This is a genomic window from Mycobacterium sp. URHD0025 (genome assembly GCF_000426065.1).
In the GTDB taxonomy this organism is placed as follows: domain Bacteria; phylum Actinomycetota; class Actinomycetes; order Mycobacteriales; family Mycobacteriaceae; genus Mycobacterium.
The window spans coordinates 37,518-53,441 of record NZ_AUEQ01000014.1; the positions used below are offsets into that span (position 1 = coordinate 37,518).

Here is a 15,924-nt window from a genome sequence, read left to right on the forward strand (position 1 = left end):
GCACGCCGCGGGCGTGATGAAATTGGCATACATGCCGGCTTTAGGTGCCGGTGCTCGAGAGAGCGTGTGGGTTCGAGTCCCACCGCCCGCACTCTTCAACTCAACATGTGATCCCAAACCTGGTGCCGCACGGTTCCATGCTTCACGGTCGGTGGTCGCGCCCAGCGCCATCGACGGCGGGCTCCCGTCGCAGTTCGTCCCGCAGCGACGCGATCTCGGCCCGCAGCTCATTGATGTGCGCCGCGGTCGCGGCCGCGGTGGCCGCGTCGTCGACCGCCACGGTCTGCACGATCCACGACGCGATCGTCGCGGTGATCGAACCGACCAGGCTGATTCCGCCAATCATCAACAGCGCGGCGATGACTCGTCCCGTAGTCGTGACCGGGTACATGTCGCCGTATCCGACCGTGGTGATCGTGGTGATAGCCCACCAGACCGCGTCTCCGAAGTCGTTGATGTGGGCGTCGGGTTGGTCGCGCTCGGCCTGCAGTACGGCCAGGGACGCGACATAGACGAGCAGGACGGCGCCAGAGATCGTGTAGAGGATGACCTTGCCGCGGATCGCGTGCCCGACGGCCTTCTGCAGCACGCCGATGAGCACGACGAGACGCAATAGCCTCAGCGGTCGCAGCAGGGGCAGCAGCACGATCGCCAGGTCGGCGAGGTGGCGCACGAACCATTGCCTGCGATCAGGAGCGAGGTACAGCCGTGCCGCGTAGTCGGCGCTGAACACCGCCCACGACAGCCAGGTGGCCAGGGTGACGGCGTGTGCAACTAGGCCGCGGGGTTGCACGAGTACCTCGACCGTGTAGGCGGCGAGGAAGACGGCGGCGACGGCAGCAAGCGGCCACTCTGCGCGGTGTTCCCAATTGTCGAGGCGTGTCGTCACGAAAGAGAGTGTGCAGCACAAATCTGCAACAGGCGCCGTCAACCGTCGGTTTCCGGTCCTCAGCCGTGCAGCGTGCGGTAGGCATCGACGGCACCCGGATGCAGTGGGATGTCACCTGTCTGGATCATTGACGGTGCGTCGAGGTACTGCAGTCCTCGGACGCCGGGGGGTATCAGTAGAGGCGCATCGGTGGCCAGGACGTCGACAACCGCGGCGACGAGCTCGGACGCGATGTCGTGCCGACACAGCAGCAGGTCGGGCACCCCGATGGTGCGTGTTCCGGGTGGTACGTATCCGCCAGACGGCGCGAAGCGAACGGTGTAGGGGTATCCGGCAAGCTCGCTCATCGGTGCCACCAGCGCGCCGATGTCGAGCATGCGCAGCGGCACCTGGTTGTGCAGGTCGGCGATCGCGGGAGTAGGTACCCCGCCTGACCACACCACGGCCTCCACGCGACTGTCGGCGAGATGGGCCAAGCCGTCGCGCAGCCGGTAGTTCTCCATCATCACCCGGCCGTGTAGCCCCGCCGCGTCGAACAGCACCGTACCGGTCGCCGCCGCCCCCGAACCTGTCGGGCCGATGGAGACGCGCTTGCCCGAGAGATCTGAAATATTCTGTGCGCGTGCGGTTTTGCGGACAAGCACCTGAAGATAGTTTTCGTACACTCGGGCCACGGCCTGCGGCGCGGTGGCTTTGAGACCGGCGGCCCGATCGTGTTCGGCAATATCGGCCAGGGCCAGGCCCATGTCGACCTCGCCCGCACGCAGCTGGGTCAGGTTCTGCACACTGCCCTCGGTAGGGATGACGTCGACGATGAGGTTCGGGTAACGGGCCTGGACCCGCTCGGCAAGAATTTGCGCAAAGGCCAGATACAGCCCGCCGGGGTCTCCGGCAGCCAGTTTCAGCCGTCCGGACGGCGAGCTGCGGACGCAGCCGGCGGCCAACAGTGCCGTTACGGCGACGAAGGTACGGCGGTTCAGCGTCACAGACCGGATGCTCATGAGGCCGGCTCATCCGTTGCCGGCAACACGTAGCGGATCAAGAGGCCACCTTCGCGGGCTCGGTGCACTTCGATCCGGCCGCCGTGTCCTTGGGCGATCTCGGAGGCGATCGCCAGGCCGAGGCCGGTGCCGGAGCCGCTGTCCCGTCCGCGCCAGAATCGTGACGCCGCCCGCGGGAGATCCTCCTCGGGTAGACCGGAACCGGTGTCGCTGATTGCCAATTCGACTGACGCGTTGTCGACACGGGCTGCCGACACCGTGATGGTCGCGTCAGACCCTGCGTAGCGGACCGCATTGTCCAGAGCGACATCGAGTAGCTGCTCCACCTCGTGACGGGGCACCTGTACGGCCAGTCCGACGGGGTCGGATCTGTTGCACAGTCGCTGTTCGTTTTCTGCTGCGAGCGGTTCCCAGAACGTCAGTCGCTCGGCGATGACGTCGCCGAGATCGGCGACTTCGGCAGCCGCGGTGGACAATCCCACCTTTCGGCTGCCGCTGACCTGCTCGGCGCGGGCAAGGCGGAGCAGTTGTTGCAGGAGGTTCTCGAAACGGTCCAGCTCCGATGTCATCGAATCGTAGGTCGATCGTCCTTCCTCCGCCACATAGCTCTCCAAGGTGTCGGCCCGAAGACGAACTGCGGCAAGCGGATTACGCATCTGATGGGACGCATCGGCCACCAGGCGGCGCTGACGGTCCAGTGACGCACGCACGACCTGCGCCATGGTGTTGAAGGCGGACGTGAAGTGGCGCAGTTCCGGTGGCCCGGCCACGTTGGCGGGCGGCCCGGCGACGCCCTCGGTCATCTCGGCAACGGCGCGCTCCAGCCCGTCGAGCGGCCGCAGCACCCACCGTGTCAACATGCGAGCGACCACCGCCGCCAACAGCAGGAAGGCCAGACACCCGGCACCGATCCACAGCCAGCCCTTCGCGACATCGCTTGTGGCCGGGCCGGTGTCGACCGCCAGCACGGCTGCGCCGATCAGTTCACCGTCGCGTCTGATTGCGGAGGTTGCCAGCGGTCGACGGCCGTCCCATGGCAGAATCCGGCTCCATGGCGAGACCGGTGCGGCGACCAGTGCGTGATCCGCGGCTGTCTGCACGCCGGGCGTCGAAATGTCGAGTCCTCGGGAGGCCAGGGTGCGGCCATCGGCGTCGACGATGAGCAGGCCTTCGGCGTAAACGTCGTAGTACCGGTCGACGAGGGGCTGCAGAGGGATGCCGGGCATGGCGGCGGCATCGGTGAGCGCGGCGAGGTGGCGGTCCCGTTCAGCGGCCAGTGCCGCGGTGCGCCGATCGGACATGCTCAGCGCCAGGGGTACAGCGAGTGCCACGACCGCGAGCAGGAGCAGGATGACAAGGACGATACGGACCCGTAGACCCATGTCAGCTGTCCAGCCGAAAACCGAAGCCGCGCACCGTGTGCAGCGGCAAACCGGCAAGCTTGGCCCTGATCTGACCGATGAAGAAGTCCAAAGATCTGGAGCGGCCGACGACCGCCGTGCCCCACACCTGCAGCATCAATTCCTCGCGACTGACCGCCTCGCCCTGTCGGGCTGCCAGCGTCGAGAGGATCTGGAATTCGGTTTGGGTCAGGGTTTGGCCGGCGCCGGCGAGCGTTACTTCCCGGCGTTCCCTGTCGATGGTCACTGGTCCGGCGACGACGGGGACTGATGGCGTTGCGGTTTCACCTGTTGCGCGGCGCAAGCGGCGCATCACCGCATCAATACGCGCCAACAGCACCGCTTTCCGTACGGGTTTGACGAGGTAGTCATCAGCGCCCGCGCGCAGGCCGAGGACCACCGCGCCGTCGCTGTCCCGGGCAGTCATGATGATGACCGGTACCGACGACGCCCGCCGCAGGGTGCGCAGCACATCCAGGCCGTCCATATCGGGTAGTCCGAGGTCCAGCAGCACCAGATCGGCGCCTTTCACCCGGTGCAATGCATCGGTGCCGCGGGAGGCGCGCACAACGGATGCGCCGGTCTGGCCGAGAAGATCGGCCAGCGCCGACGCGACCCCGTCGTCGTCCTCGACAAGCAGCACGTGCATGGCGCTGATGCTAGGAACCTTTCCCCGCAGACGCCACGGTATCGGCGAGTTCGGTGCCCGCGGTCGGCAGTTCTGCCGATTCGCGCTCCAGGTGCGACGAACTCGAGGACTCACCCATGAACATGTAGACCAACAGCGAAATCAACGCGGCCCCGGCGACGTAAACGAAGAACCACTGCTCGTGTCCGATGTTCTTCAGCCACAGCGCAACATATTCCGTGGTACCGCCGAAGATCGCGACGGTCAGCGCATAGGGAAGTCCGACTCCGAGTGCGCGGATGCGGGCGGGAAACAGCTCGGCCTTCACCACGGCGTTGATGGAGGTATATCCGGACACAATGATCAGCCCCAGCATCATCAGGCCGAAGGCAGTCAGTGCCGACCCGGCCCGGGATACCGCGATGAGCAGAGGGACGCTGAAAAGCGTTGCCCCCAAACCGAAAGCGATCAACAGCGGCCGACGACCAACCCGATCTGACAGCGCGCCCATCGCGGGTTGCAAGCCGACGAAGATGACCAACGCGGCGAAGTTGATGATGGTCACCTGCTCTTTGGGTAGACCGGTCGTATTGATCATGAACTTCTGCATGTAGGTGGTGAACGTGTAGAACGTGATGGTGCCACCGAGGGTGAGGCCCACCACGGTCAGGCACTCTTTCGGGTAGGAGAGCAGCACGCGCAAGCTGCCGCGCTCGGCATCTTCGGTGGTCTCGCTGACCGCGAGCTGGTAGTTGGCAGACTCGTCCATGGTGCGCCGCAGCCACATCACCGTCACGGCTGCGGCGGCACCGACCAGGAATGCGATGCGCCAGCCCCAGCTGTGCATCTGGTCCGGTGTCAGCACCTGTTGCAGGATGATCTGCACGCCAAGTGCCAGGAGTTGACCGCTGGTCAGGGTCACATACTGGAATGACGAATAGAAACCGCGCCGATGTGGCGTGGCGACTTCGCTCAAATACGTTGCTGAGGTGCCATATTCACCGCCTAGGGACAATCCCTGCAGTAGGCGCAGCATGACCAGCAGGATCGGCGCGAGGAATCCGATCTGAGCGTAGCCCGGCAGGACGGCAATGCCGAGGGAACCGATACCCATCAACGTCACCGACAGAGTCAATGCCGCGCGGCGCCCGAAGCGGTCCGCATACCTGCCGAACAGCCAACCGCCGAGCGGCCGGACCAGGAAGCCGACCGCGAAGATGCCGGCGGTGTTCAGTAATTGGGCGGTCTGATTGCCCGACGGGAAGAATACGCTCGCGAAATAGATGCTGAACGCGGCGTAGGCGTACCAGTCGTACCACTCGATGAGGTTTCCGAGGGAGCCACGCATCACGTTACCGGCCACCGACCGAGGTCGATGAATTAGTTCTTCGTGCTCTGACGATTTCATGGTTGCCTTTCAGATTCTTTGTAACCAGGGTGATTTCGAGCTTCTATAAAGGCTGAGACGCTTGAAGTCCGTCGAGCGACGTCTGAATCTCAGCGATCCGTTCTGCAGGCAGGCCCCAGGGGTCCTCCAGGCCGAGGCGTTGGTCGACGTCCCACAGCACGCACTCCTCGCCGGGGCCGGCGACAATTGACCACGCCACCACAGTCCGGCGTAGTCGTTCGTGCATTGGCTCGGTCGCCGCTTCGACCGCGGCGGGTACACCGTCGACCGGATGATGGTGGAGATACTTGCGGTAGGTGTTCAGACAGAACGCGGAATAGACTGCCGTGCAGAGGATCAGGCCGTGCCAGGCTTCGTCGACCGCGTGCGACGGCATCCCGATCGCCTTGTTGTCCCGCAATGCGGGTGCGCACAAGCGCAGCCATTGCCGCAGGCCGAGCTCGATCAGCGGTCGTGGTTCCCATGGGCAGGTTTTGAAGACGGCCGGGGGGAACTCGAGATTGGACACATTATTCGACACATGACTCAACCGGTATCGGCGCGGCGTCGAGGCGTTACCCACCGCAACCACCGCACCCACCGCAGCCACCGCAACCGCCACCGCAGCCACCGCATCCACCTGAGGCGGCGCCCATGGTGCCGCAGTTTCCATGGCTATCGTCGTCGTAGCTTCCGCCGGCCTGCCAGACGGTTTCTCGTCGGGCCGCCTTGCTCCACGCCACCAGGCAGGCGACCGCAATGAACGTGACGAAGGCGGCGATGGGGACGGCGATCATGACGGCCGCCTCGGTCCGCTGTTCCGATGCTCCCGGGCCGCAACCCGTTGCAGCTGTGACATTTCGGGCCCCCTTCCAGTGCTGATTGCTCATCATGTGAGGGCGGTCACAGCGCGGACAAGAGTGATGGCCGTCAGCCGACGCTTTCCTTGCACGATCCACAGATTGGCGTGGTCGGCATCACAAAGCGCGAGGTGAAGTGCGTAGTGCGCGAGACGGATGCGCAGTCCAGTGTGAAGCTCAAGCAACCCCGTCGACTGGTACGGCGTTGTGTTTCACGGTGTTGAAGCATGAGGTCGATGAACGTGTCGCGGGTTTCGGCTTCCGTGTAGTCGCGGTCGTCAGATTGCTCGTTGGCCGTCTGAGCTTTCTTGACTTCCGCACGCAGCTTGGCGATCTCGGCGTCCTTTGCCCCCGCCAACTCCTTGTGCTCGGCCAACGCCTTGGCATGAGCCTCGTCCTGTGCTTTGAACTTCGCCGCAAGCGCGGCGACTTCCTGCCGGCTCTACGGGGCAGCCTTGGTCACGACCCAGATCTCCCAAAGTCTCAGAACGACCCCTGGTGAAACGAGCCATGTTGAACTTGAGGTCATGACGCAACACGAAGCCCTGGCCATGCCACTCGAAGAGGCGATGCGCACGCAACGGGCGATCCGTCGGCTCAAGAGTGATCCCGTTGATGACGCTCTCGTGCTCCACATTCTGGAACTTGCGATGAAGGCGCCGACGGGTTCGAACGCACAGAACTGGGAGTTCATCGTCGTCAGGGACCGCGAGGTCGTCGCCAAACTTGGTGGCTTGAATCGCCGGGTCTTGAAGGTCGGTGGCCCGATCTACGAGCGGCGCGCTGTGCGCCGCATGGATGACAAGATGCTCCGGATCGTGAAGGCGGTGCAATGGCAGGCCGATCATTTCGACGAGATCCCTGTCGTGGTCGTCGCCTGCCTCAAGGGCGTCATTCCGCCCTGGCCGTCGGTGGCGGCGAGCGGTGCCTACGGTTCTATTTTTCCGGCGGTGCAGAACCTCCTGCTGGCGGCGCGTGCCGCTGGATTGGGCGCGGCACTGATCACCATGCCGTTGTGGAGCAAGTTCTTGGCCCGGCGCGCCCTGGGCTTGCCGTGGAACGTCACTCCGTGCGCGGTCATCCCGCTGGGCTGGCCGAAGGGCAAGTACGGTCCCACGACACGTCGGCCGGTCGGAGAATTCGTCTCCCTTGATCGCTACGGAAACAGAGCGTTTCTGTAGGCGGGCGTCCACGATGTGGGGCCATTGAACGCATTCACCCAATGGGTTCGCTGGTGGGCACGCTGACCCAGCTGGGTGGCGAGCACTCCCGTCGTTCGAAGCGCGAGTATCTACGCTGGCAGAGGTGAGTGGTCATGATCTCGACAGCGGCGGCGACGCCGCGTCCCCGGCGCGGCGAGGTCGGCCTGCGCGGATCAACCGCGAGCAGATCGTTACCGCGGCGCTCGGTGTCGTGCCCGAGCCTTTGACCATGCAGGCGGTGGCTGACGCTCTGGGCGTCGACCGCAAGTCCGTCAAGTACCACATCGGTGATCGCGAAACGTTGTTGGCGCTCATGGCATCGGCGGTATTCGAAGCGGAATTCGAGCGTGTCCCACCGCCGGTCGACGGAGACTGGCGCGACGTGCTGCGTTGGTATGCCCGAAGGGCGGCCAACGCGATAACCAGGCTCGGAGTCCACGATGCGTTCCCCATGGAGGGCGCCATCGGACTCGCAGCCCTGGAGCAGGCGGAGTTCGTCCTCCGGAGTCTCGTCGACGCCGGCTTTGCCGTCGAGCAGGCAGGCCGGGCGGCCAACACCGTCGCTGAGTTGGCATTGTCCGCAGCGCGGGACGCCCTGTTGCGCGCCGGCCGTGGCATCCATCCTCAACACGAAGAGGCCTTGGCGGCCATAGGCATTGGTGACGAAAGTGCCTACAAGATATTGCGCCAAGTTCTCAGGTCGATGGCAGCAGAGGCCGACGAAGACGCCCAGCTGGAGTTCAATCTCGACGTGGTCATCGCCGGACTCACGTCGATGCTGCAGCGGCGCGCTCACTGACTTTCTGATGATGCTGGCGGGGCGCTGATCGGTCCTGGCAGGCAGACCGTATCGTTCCATCTCGTCAACGCGGAAGGATGTCGATACTGGTGAACAAACGGATAGTCGCGTTGATCGTGGCAGTGATGGCGCTAGTCGCCGGCTGCGGCAGCGGTGGTGACGTCGCGGCTAAAACCGTCACCCCCGAGCACTCCCAGGCGTCTCCGTCGGGTACCTACACCGCCATCGCCGAGGAAGGCTCGGAAGTGAACGGGGAGAAACCCTGGACGGTGGTGGTTCGGGACAAGGCGGGCAAGGAGGTTTTTCACGACCATGCCTCCTACGGCAACGGCGTGATGATCACCTGGCTGCCGTCCGAACCCGAACAGCTGTGGGTGTATTCGGGTGATAGCGGGGTCTACCGGATCGCGCCCGGCAAGCAAGGTGGGTGGACCCGCGCCGGCGTCAAATCCGAGAACGTGCCGTCGGAAATATCAACGCTCTGGGAGTCTTGGCGTTCCTGAGCCGGTTGGGCAGACTCGAGGCATGAGACGGGAGGAGTACCGATGATCGACGTTCTTCCCGACATGCCCGAGGGTGTGTTCGGTATCCGAGTTTCGGGCCGCGTGCGCGGTGATGATCTGCGCGAATTCCGGCCGACGATGGACGAGTTGCTGGACAGGGGCGAGATCCGGATCGTCGAGGTCATCTCACCGGACTATGAAGGCTTCGGAAGCGGTGGGCTGGTCGAGGATTTGAAGCTCGGCCTGGGCGCGCTGTTCCGCCATCACTCGGCGTTCAAACGTATCGCCGTCGTATCCGACATGGAGTGGGTAGCCCACGCCATGCACGCTTTCGCGTGGATGATTCCCGGCGAGCTCAAGGTCTTTGGGCTCGATGAGCTCGATGCCGCCAAGGAGTGGGCCGCGGGCTGAGAGCCGGTGCGTCATTGCACGGTGTCACCATATTGGCCATGACGGTCGTTCTGGTGCACGGTAACCCTGAGTCTGACGCGATCTGGGGTCCGCTCGTCGATGCTCTTGGACGTCGGGATGTCGTGCGGTTGTCGCCGCCGGGTTTCGGCGCCCCGCTTCCCGACGGGTTCTCGGCGACATTTGTGGCCTACCGCGACTGGCTCGAGGCCGAGCTCGAGGTCATGGCGGAGCCGGTCGACCTTGTCGGACACGACTGGGGCGGCGTGCATGTCGTGAACGTGATGATGCATCGACCCGAACTGGTGCGTAGTTGGGCCAGTGACATTGTCGGAGTGTTCGACGCCGACTACGTCTGGCCTGACATGGCCCAGGCATGGCGAACGCCGGGTAAGGGCGAGCGGCTTGTGGAGAACATGCTGGGTGGCACGGTGCAGGACCGGGCTGCCATATGGGCTGCGCTGCTACCGGAGGACATTGCCACATCGATGGCGCAAGCGCAGGGTCCGGAAATGGGGCGGGCGACCCTGCAGCTGTATCGCTCCGCAGGGGAGCCCGGTGATATGGCCGAGTTCGGTGGTGGGCTCGATCGGGCGGCTGCGCGCCCTGGGCTCTCGCTGCTGGCCACCGCGGATCCATACGTGGGGTCCGAGGAAATCCGGCGTCGGGCGGCCGCACGAGCCGGTGCCTCCACAGAGGTGCTCGACGGGCTGGATCACTGGTGGATGGTGCAGGACCCGGCTCGGGGTGCGAGGGCGCTATCCCGCTTCTGGGAATCACTCGACTGACGCCGAGATCGACGCCATGGCTGCTGAATCTCGCTCAGCGCGACCCTGGCGTCGATTTCGGCGCACCAGCGCAGCGAACAGCCGCAGGGCACAGGCCCCGCTGAACCGCCAACCCCTACTTGTTGAACTTCCCGCTCAAATACTCAGTGCGACAGGCATTTCGGGCGAGTTTGCCGCTCGTCGTGCGGGGGATCACGCCGGCGGCGACCATACGCACGTCGGCGACCCGGAGCTGATGGTGGCGTGACACCGCCGCGCGAATGGCGTCGACGATCGGACCGGGCTCGGCGCGTCCGGCACCGGCCGCACGTTCGGCGACGATGACCAATTCCTCGCCGCGGTCGCCGACGACGGAGAAGGCCGCGACATAACCTGAGCGCACGGCCGGGGAAGCCGCACTGACCGTGGTCTCGATGTCGTGTGGGTAGTGGTTGCGTCCGTCGATCAGGATCATGTCCTTGATGCGGCCGGTGAGGTACAGCTCGCCGTCGATGTAGACCCCGAGATCGCCGGTGGCCAGCCAGTAGCCGTTGTCCGGCACCCCCTCGGCGTGGCTGCCTTCGGCGAGCCGGGTCTGCAGCTTGTTGCCGAACACCCGCTCACTCTCTTCGACCCGGCCGAAGTAGCCGCGGCCGACATTGTTGCCGTGCAGCCAGATTTCTCCGATGGTGCGGTCGGGCTCCTCGATGCCGTCTGGGCTGGCGATCACCGCCCACTGGTTCGGGATCGGCTGTCCGCACGACACGTGCGCCACGGCGCCTTCGTCCGTGGGTGCCACGGTGACCGCTCGCCCGGCGCTGAGTTGCTCGCGGTCCAGGTAGACCGCGCTCGCCGCGGCACTCGGTGCGATGCTGGCCACCGACAGCGTGGCCTCGGCCATCCCGTAGGAGGGCTTGATTGCGGTGGCGGGCAGTCCGTACGGCGCGAATGCGGAGGTGAACTTCTCGACGGCGGCCATCGTGACGGGCTCGGACCCGTTGAGCAGCGTCACCACGTTGGTCAGGTCCAGCGTCTCACCGGCCGGCGGCAGGCCGCGCTCAGCGGCCAGCTCGAAGGCGAAATTGGGTGCGGCGGCCAGGGTTCGGCCGTAGGCGGCCTCGGCGGACAGCTGCTTGATCCAGCGGTAAGGCCGCCGGACGAACGCCATCGGGTCCATCAGGGTGATGTGGCTGCCGCACAACGCCGGGAACATGACCATGATCAGGCCCATGTCGTGGTAGAGCGGCAGCCAGCTGACGCTGCGGACACCCATGCTGAGATCTCCGGCGAGGATCATCTGCAGAACGTTGGTGCAGACATTGCGGTGGGTGATCTCCACGCCGGCCGGGATACGGGTCGATCCCGAGGTGTACTGCAGGTAGGCGATGTCATCGGTGTCGACGGTCGGAGCCTGGTACATCGAGGCCAGCGAATCCGGGACGGCGTCGATCGCGATCAGGCGCGGACGCTCGGCGGCAGGCAGGGTGCGCAGGAAGTTCCGCACCGACTCCGAAGCCGCGGCCGTCGTCAGCACCACGGTGGGCTTGGCGTCGGCCAGCACCGCGGCCAGGCGCTCGGCATGACCGGCCAGGCTGGGTGCGAACAGCGGCACCGCGATGTTGCCCGCGTGGATGGCGGCGAAGAACGCGGCGACGTACTCGACGCCCTGGGGAGCCAGGATGGCCACCCGGTCGCGCGGCTGGGTGACCTGTTGCAGTCGGGCGCCGACTGCGCAGACCTGCGACCAGAGTGCATTCCAGCTGAGCTCGACGACGCGGCCGTCCGAGTCGGACGAGTAGTCGAGGAATCGGTACGACGGCTCGTCCCCGAACGTGAACCGGTTCCGATCCAGGAACGACGTCAGGGTGACACCGTCGGGTACGACGATCGTGCCGTCGTCGCGAACGTAGTTCTCGATGTTCGACGTCGACGAATCAACAGCACTGGTTGTTGCGGGATCCCGACCCATAACCGGTAAGACTAATAGCGGCTCTAATAAAGCCTGGCAGCGCGGTCGGGTGTGGGTTGTCACCGCCTCCCTCAAATGTGACGTGCGCCTCCTTATCGGGGCCCGTCAACTGCATAAGTCCCGTTATTGTCGGTGAATTCCACAATCACCCGGCGCAGCGTGTCGTTGATCTCGACCGCGCACGTGAACGTCGCGCCCGTCCGCACGACCGGATTCTCGCCGTCGTTGCATGCCACCGCGACGACGCGGTTGGCCCCGTATCCGTTGATGGGGTCGGACAGGATCTGCGCCACGCCGGCCTCGGCCTGGCGGACGTCGAGCCGGGTGCTGTTGGCATCCGCGCGGTGCCACATCCAGAGCCCGCCGCCGATCCCCGCGACTGCCACGACGGCGACGGCCGCACCGATGAGCAGACGACGGTCGGAGTGCCTGGGATTCGGTCGCGCCGGCGGCACGTGCCGCGCGTGGTGCTGCGGCTGAGGTGGCGACGGATGCCGCGGCGGCTGTCGCATCTCGGTGGGTCGAGCCGGGCTAGCGGCTCGTGGCGGCGTGCCGCCCGGTACGGGTGCGCCGCCCGGCCGTGCCCACCACGGTTGCTCGGGTCCGCTCATCGGATCTCCTCGACTGGGCTCATCGCTTCACGCGAACCTCTCGTAGCACTGCGCGTCATCGCCTTGCAGGCCGGAGCGGTAGGCCAGGATGCGGGTGAATCCGGCGGGCAGGACCCTGCCGTTGACATCGCTGGCGGCCAGCCCGTTGGTGAGAAGGCTGCTGATCGCCTCGTCGGTGTCACCGGCTGACAGCGTGATCGGCAGGCCGTCCTCGGCCATCTTGGCTTGCCCCACGCCCGTCAGGCAGCCGGTGCGCATGGCAGCGACCGGAGTGTCGAGCACCAGACCCTTCTCGTGTTGCACGGCCAGCGCATAACGTGACGTCAGCACCGAGATGGCAGAGTTGTCGCCCTGTAGGAGTTCGCGCTCGTCGTTCTCGTTCCTGGCTTCCCCCAAGGCTTTCAGGCCGTCCAGATCCACCACGATGGTGTTGGTGGCCGGGCAGTATGACGCAGGCGGCGACGGGCCCGCGTCGGGGCATGCGCTGGGCTCGGTGCTCAACGTGGGTGGCTTGGCGGGCATGTAGACCTGCTGCAGCGACTGCATGGTCTTGTCCAGTAGATCGGCGGTGATGGTGCTGTTCGCGGTCTGCGCCCCGCCGAAGAGGTCGAGGAACTTGGGCAGATCACCGCGGCGCTTCTTGATCTCGTCGGAATCGATGGCCGCGCATTGGTCGACATTTCCGCTGAAGCCGATCTGGAACGCGCTGACCCGGTCGAGAGCCGACCCGTGCTCGTTGCCCGTGAGCACGGCGTCGACCCGCGTCATCAGCGGATCGCGGATGTAGATCAGGCCGCCCAGAACGTGGTTGAGGCCGTCGCCGGTACTCAATTCGAAACGCGGCGATTTGCCTGCGGCCACCCAGCGTAGGTAGACCCCGGCGAGGCAGTCGGCCTGCTGCTCGGCCACCAGTACGGGCGTGCTCTCGTTGATCAGGCGGGCCTGTTGCTGGACGGCATGGCCGTACTCGTGGGCCATCACCCCCACCACGCCCATCTGGCCGAAATACTGTGCCGCAACGGGGATCGCCACGCCGCGGTCCCAGGCCATGACGTCGTTCTTGAGGCAATAGAAGGCGTTGGTCAGCCCGGCGGTGTTCTCGCCGCAGAGCTCGAGGCCGGGGGAGACATCGGAGTTGTAGGACACCAGGCGGGAGACCGGCGTGAAGGTTCCGGGCAGTGAACCGCCGCTGTAGTTCTGCGACCAGAAATCTTCGATGTCGTCGATCGCGAGCAGGGCCAGATCGTCGATCTGGCCGCCGTCGGTGTTCTCGGCGCGGCGGGCGGGCCCTGGTGCGTCGGACCGGATGCCGCTGTGGCCGTCGGTCACCGGCAGGCCGCCGACCCGGTCGGGCAGGAACAACATCGAGGTCGCGCGGCCGCCGATCAGCGTGGCGTTGCCGCACCCGGCCAGCAATATGGCACAACAGGCCAGACCGAGCCACCAGCGAAGCCTCGCCACTTTGAGCCGCCTTTCACGCGATTCACCCCAGCCAGTTCTACCTGGTCGCGCCGACGTTCGGCACCGGCCGTCGATGACCTGGGCGACAATGGCAGCGCAATGTGCACGTTCGACGATCTGCTCACCCGGGTGTTGGTGTGCGCCGCACAGCCGGGAACCTCGGTCATCGGGATCACCGGGGCGCCGGGAGCGGGCAAGTCCACGCTCACCGAGGCGCTGGTCGCCGCCGCACGTGTCCAGCTCGGTACCGAGGCCGTGGGCCACGTTCCGATGGACGGATTTCACCTCGCCGATGTGGAACTGCGCCGGCTCGGACGGCTCGATCGCAAGGGCGCGCCCGACACGTTCGACGTTGCCGGCTACGCGGCGTTGTTGCGCCGGATCCGTGCGGGCAACGAGACCGTCTATGCCCCAGCGTTCGAGCGAGACGTGGAGCAGCCGATCGCCGGCGCCATTCCGGTGTTTCCGCGCACGGCCGTGGTGCTCACCGAGGGCAATTATCTGTTGATCGACGACGCGGGCTGGTCTGCGGTCGCCGCCGAAATCGACGAAATCTGGTATTGCGCAATACGAGACGATGTGCGGGTCGAGCGTCTTGTGGCCCGTCACATCGCTTTCGGCAAGGCGTCGGATGCGGCGCGGGCTTGGGTGGCCGACGTTGACGAGCCCAATGCCCGGTTGGTGGCGGCCACGGCGACGCGGGCCGATCTGACCGTCGACGTCACGGCCGTGATGCCCACCTCACACTGAGGTCGCTTGTGCTGATAATCACGGCGGAATGAGTTGCCATAACCGTCTGCCGACGGACAGAATCATGGGGTAAATCTGGAATGATTCCAGAAAATCATGCGAGATTGGATAGGTTGCGATGGCGCTTTTGACGATTGGCTCTCAGTTCCCGGAATACGACCTGACGGCCGTGGTTGGCGGAGATCTGTCCAAGGTCGATGCCAAGCAGCCCGATGACTATTTCACCCGGGTCACCAGCAAGGACGACGAGGGCAAGTGGCGGATCATCTTCTTCTGGCCCAAGGATTTCACCTTCGTGTGCCCGACCGAGATCGCTGCGTTCGGCAAACTCAACGAGGACTTCGAGGATCGCGACGCGAAGGTCATCGGGGTGTCGGTCGACAACGAGTTCGTGCACTTCCAGTGGCGTGCGCAGCATGAGGACCTGAAGACGCTGCCGTTCCCGATGGCCTCGGACCTCAAGCGCGATCTGTCGCAGGCCGCCGGTGTCCTCAATGCCGACGGTGTCGCCGACCGCGCCACCTTCATCGTCGACCCCAACAACGAGGTCCAGTTCGTCTCGGTGACCGCGGGTTCGGTGGGGCGCAACGTCGATGAGGTCCTGCGGGTGCTCGACGCGCTGCAGTCCGACGAACTGTGCGCCTGCAACTGGAAGAAGGGCGATCCGACGCTGAACGCCGGTGAGCTGTTGGCCGAGGCGGTCTGATCGTGAGCATCGACAACATCAAGGAAGCGCTGCCGGAGTACGCGAAGGACCTCAAGCTCAATTTCGGCAGCATCGTGAAGTCCACGGAGCTCACCGAGCAGCAGCTGTGGGGTGCTCTGGTGGCGACCGCGGCGGCGACCAAGTCGCAGCGGCTGCTGAAGGAGATCTCCGAGGATGCCCTCGACGTGCTCAGCGAGGAGGCCTATAACGGCGCCCTCGGCGCTGCCGCGATCATGGGCATGAACAACGTGTTCTACCGCACCAAGGGACAGCTCGACGGTCGCTACGACGACCTGCGGGCCGGGCTGCGGATGAACATCATCGCCAACCCTGGTGTGCCCAAGGCGGACTTCGAGCTGTGGTCGCTCGCGGTGTCGGCGATCAACGGCTGCTCGCACTGCCTGTCGGCGCACGAGACCGTGCTGCGCGACGCGGATGTGTCGCGCACGACGATCTTCGAAGCCATCCGGTTGGCGTCGATCGTCTCCGGAGTGGCCCAGGCACTCCTGACCGCGGACGCCCTCGCGGCGGTCTGACACGTAGGCCTCCGGGCTCAAGCCACGGGAAAACAGGCTTTCGCGCA

18 protein-coding genes and 1 tRNA gene are annotated in these 15,924 nt (G+C 65.3%); 9 read left to right on the forward strand and 10 right to left on the reverse strand.

Going from position 1 to position 15,924, the window contains the following annotated elements:
- The first annotated feature begins 7 nt into the window (after window positions 1-7).
- A tRNA-Leu gene (locus H977_RS0122000) sits at window positions 8-91 on the forward strand.
- A 51-nt stretch (window positions 92-142) separates the two neighbouring features.
- On the opposite strand, the gene H977_RS0122005 is transcribed toward H977_RS0122000, so the two are convergent.
- From H977_RS0122005 to H977_RS35660, 7 genes are all read right to left on the reverse strand, one after another.
- Window positions 143-910: a potassium channel family protein gene (locus H977_RS0122005; RefSeq protein WP_353588940.1), complete on the reverse strand. Its 768-nt coding sequence runs from the start codon at window positions 908-910 to the stop codon at window positions 143-145.
- A gap of 38 nt (window positions 911-948) precedes the next feature.
- Window positions 949-1,890, reverse strand: coding sequence for a TAXI family TRAP transporter solute-binding subunit (locus tag H977_RS0122010; RefSeq protein WP_029109901.1), 942 nt, complete (start codon window positions 1,888-1,890; stop codon window positions 949-951).
- On the reverse strand, window positions 1,887-3,272 hold the full coding sequence (locus H977_RS0122015) for a sensor histidine kinase (RefSeq protein ID WP_029109902.1): 1,386 nt from the start codon (window positions 3,270-3,272) through the stop codon (window positions 1,887-1,889). Before H977_RS0122015 ends, H977_RS0122010 begins: the two co-directional genes overlap by 4 nt.
- Window position 3,273: 1 nt before the next feature.
- Window positions 3,274-3,939 (reverse strand): response regulator transcription factor, encoded by a 666-nt coding sequence (locus tag H977_RS0122020; RefSeq protein ID WP_029109903.1) that lies wholly within the window; start codon window positions 3,937-3,939, stop codon window positions 3,274-3,276.
- A 10-nt stretch (window positions 3,940-3,949) separates the two neighbouring features.
- Complete coding sequence (locus H977_RS33650) at window positions 3,950-5,266, reverse strand: MFS transporter (protein ID WP_231396035.1); 1,317 nt, start codon at window positions 5,264-5,266, stop codon at window positions 3,950-3,952.
- Window positions 5,267-5,369: 103 nt separating this feature from the next.
- Window positions 5,370-5,978, reverse strand: coding sequence for a UCP032817 domain-containing protein (locus H977_RS0122030; protein ID WP_231396036.1), 609 nt, complete (start codon window positions 5,976-5,978; stop codon window positions 5,370-5,372).
- Between the two features lie 257 nt (window positions 5,979-6,235).
- Window positions 6,236-6,541: a hypothetical protein gene (locus H977_RS35660; RefSeq protein WP_196808298.1), complete on the reverse strand. Its 306-nt coding sequence runs from the start codon at window positions 6,539-6,541 to the stop codon at window positions 6,236-6,238.
- Between the two features lie 175 nt (window positions 6,542-6,716).
- On the opposite strand from H977_RS35660, the gene H977_RS0122040 reads away from it, so the two are divergent.
- The 5 genes from H977_RS0122040 (at window position 6,717) to H977_RS0122060 (ending at window position 9,865) form a co-directional block, all read left to right on the forward strand.
- Window positions 6,717-7,346 (forward strand): nitroreductase family protein, encoded by a 630-nt coding sequence (locus tag H977_RS0122040; protein ID WP_036476833.1) that lies wholly within the window; start codon window positions 6,717-6,719, stop codon window positions 7,344-7,346.
- A gap of 124 nt (window positions 7,347-7,470) precedes the next feature.
- A complete protein-coding gene (locus H977_RS33655) occupies window positions 7,471-8,166 on the forward strand; it encodes a TetR/AcrR family transcriptional regulator C-terminal domain-containing protein (protein WP_051288996.1) in 696 nt (231 codons plus the stop codon).
- Between the two features lie 89 nt (window positions 8,167-8,255).
- A complete protein-coding gene (locus tag H977_RS0122050) occupies window positions 8,256-8,669 on the forward strand; it encodes a hypothetical protein (protein WP_196808299.1) in 414 nt (137 codons plus the stop codon).
- A gap of 42 nt (window positions 8,670-8,711) precedes the next feature.
- Complete coding sequence (locus H977_RS0122055; protein ID WP_029109908.1) at window positions 8,712-9,080, forward strand: SpoIIAA family protein; 369 nt, start codon at window positions 8,712-8,714, stop codon at window positions 9,078-9,080.
- Window positions 9,081-9,118: 38 nt separating this feature from the next.
- Window positions 9,119-9,865 carry an alpha/beta fold hydrolase gene (locus H977_RS0122060; RefSeq protein WP_029109909.1) on the forward strand — a complete coding sequence of 249 codons (747 nt, stop codon included), beginning with the start codon at window positions 9,119-9,121 and terminating at the stop codon, window positions 9,863-9,865.
- Between the two features lie 115 nt (window positions 9,866-9,980).
- On the opposite strand, the gene H977_RS0122065 is transcribed toward H977_RS0122060, so the two are convergent.
- The 3 genes from H977_RS0122065 to H977_RS0122075 form a co-directional block, all read right to left on the reverse strand.
- Window positions 9,981-11,813: a fatty acyl-AMP ligase gene (locus tag H977_RS0122065; RefSeq protein ID WP_036476749.1), complete on the reverse strand. Its 1,833-nt coding sequence runs from the start codon at window positions 11,811-11,813 to the stop codon at window positions 9,981-9,983.
- Between the two features lie 92 nt (window positions 11,814-11,905).
- Window positions 11,906-12,424, reverse strand: a complete 519-nt coding sequence (locus H977_RS34955; RefSeq protein ID WP_231396037.1) for a DUF4333 domain-containing protein — start codon at window positions 12,422-12,424, stop codon at window positions 11,906-11,908.
- A 27-nt stretch (window positions 12,425-12,451) separates the two neighbouring features.
- Window positions 12,452-13,885, reverse strand: a complete 1,434-nt coding sequence (locus H977_RS0122075; RefSeq protein WP_029109912.1) for a neutral zinc metallopeptidase — start codon at window positions 13,883-13,885, stop codon at window positions 12,452-12,454.
- 99 nt (window positions 13,886-13,984) lie between these two features.
- On the opposite strand from H977_RS0122075, the gene H977_RS0122080 reads away from it, so the two are divergent.
- The 3 genes from H977_RS0122080 (at window position 13,985) to ahpD (ending at window position 15,877) form a co-directional block, all read left to right on the forward strand.
- Complete coding sequence (locus H977_RS0122080; protein ID WP_036476752.1) at window positions 13,985-14,635, forward strand: nucleoside/nucleotide kinase family protein; 651 nt, start codon at window positions 13,985-13,987, stop codon at window positions 14,633-14,635.
- Between the two features lie 118 nt (window positions 14,636-14,753).
- Window positions 14,754-15,341, forward strand: coding sequence for a peroxiredoxin (locus tag H977_RS0122085; RefSeq protein WP_029109913.1), 588 nt, complete (start codon window positions 14,754-14,756; stop codon window positions 15,339-15,341).
- 2 nt (window positions 15,342-15,343) lie between these two features.
- The gene (gene ahpD / locus H977_RS0122090) at window positions 15,344-15,877 is read left to right on the forward strand and encodes an alkyl hydroperoxide reductase AhpD (protein ID WP_029109914.1); all 534 of its coding nucleotides are present in this window, start codon (window positions 15,344-15,346) and stop codon (window positions 15,875-15,877) included.
- Window positions 15,878-15,924 lie beyond the last annotated feature (47 nt).

Excerpts from the sequence above, each read along its gene's own strand:
- H977_RS0122065 (WP_036476749.1), bottom strand. The coding sequence starts at position 11,813 with ATGGGTCGGGATCCCGCAACAACCAGTGCTGTTGATTCGTCGACGTCG.
- H977_RS0122055 (WP_029109908.1), top strand. The coding sequence starts at position 8,712 with ATGATCGACGTTCTTCCCGACATGCCCGAGGGTGTGTTCGGTATCCGA.
- H977_RS0122010 (WP_029109901.1), bottom strand. The coding sequence starts at position 1,890 with ATGAGCATCCGGTCTGTGACGCTGAACCGCCGTACCTTCGTCGCCGTA.
- H977_RS0122040 (WP_036476833.1), top strand. The coding sequence starts at position 6,717 with ATGCCACTCGAAGAGGCGATGCGCACGCAACGGGCGATCCGTCGGCTC.
- H977_RS0122015 (WP_029109902.1), bottom strand. The coding sequence starts at position 3,272 with ATGGGTCTACGGGTCCGTATCGTCCTTGTCATCCTGCTCCTGCTCGCG.
- H977_RS0122060 (WP_029109909.1), top strand. The coding sequence starts at position 9,119 with ATGACGGTCGTTCTGGTGCACGGTAACCCTGAGTCTGACGCGATCTGG.
- H977_RS0122030 (WP_231396036.1), bottom strand. The coding sequence starts at position 5,978 with ATGGAAACTGCGGCACCATGGGCGCCGCCTCAGGTGGATGCGGTGGCT.
- H977_RS0122085 (WP_029109913.1), top strand. The coding sequence starts at position 14,754 with ATGGCGCTTTTGACGATTGGCTCTCAGTTCCCGGAATACGACCTGACG.
- H977_RS0122020 (WP_029109903.1), bottom strand. The coding sequence starts at position 3,939 with ATGCACGTGCTGCTTGTCGAGGACGACGACGGGGTCGCGTCGGCGCTG.
- H977_RS33650 (WP_231396035.1), bottom strand. The coding sequence starts at position 5,266 with ATGCGTGGCTCCCTCGGAAACCTCATCGAGTGGTACGACTGGTACGCC.
- H977_RS0122080 (WP_036476752.1), top strand. The coding sequence starts at position 13,985 with ATGTGCACGTTCGACGATCTGCTCACCCGGGTGTTGGTGTGCGCCGCA.
- H977_RS34955 (WP_231396037.1), bottom strand. The coding sequence starts at position 12,424 with ATGAGCGGACCCGAGCAACCGTGGTGGGCACGGCCGGGCGGCGCACCC.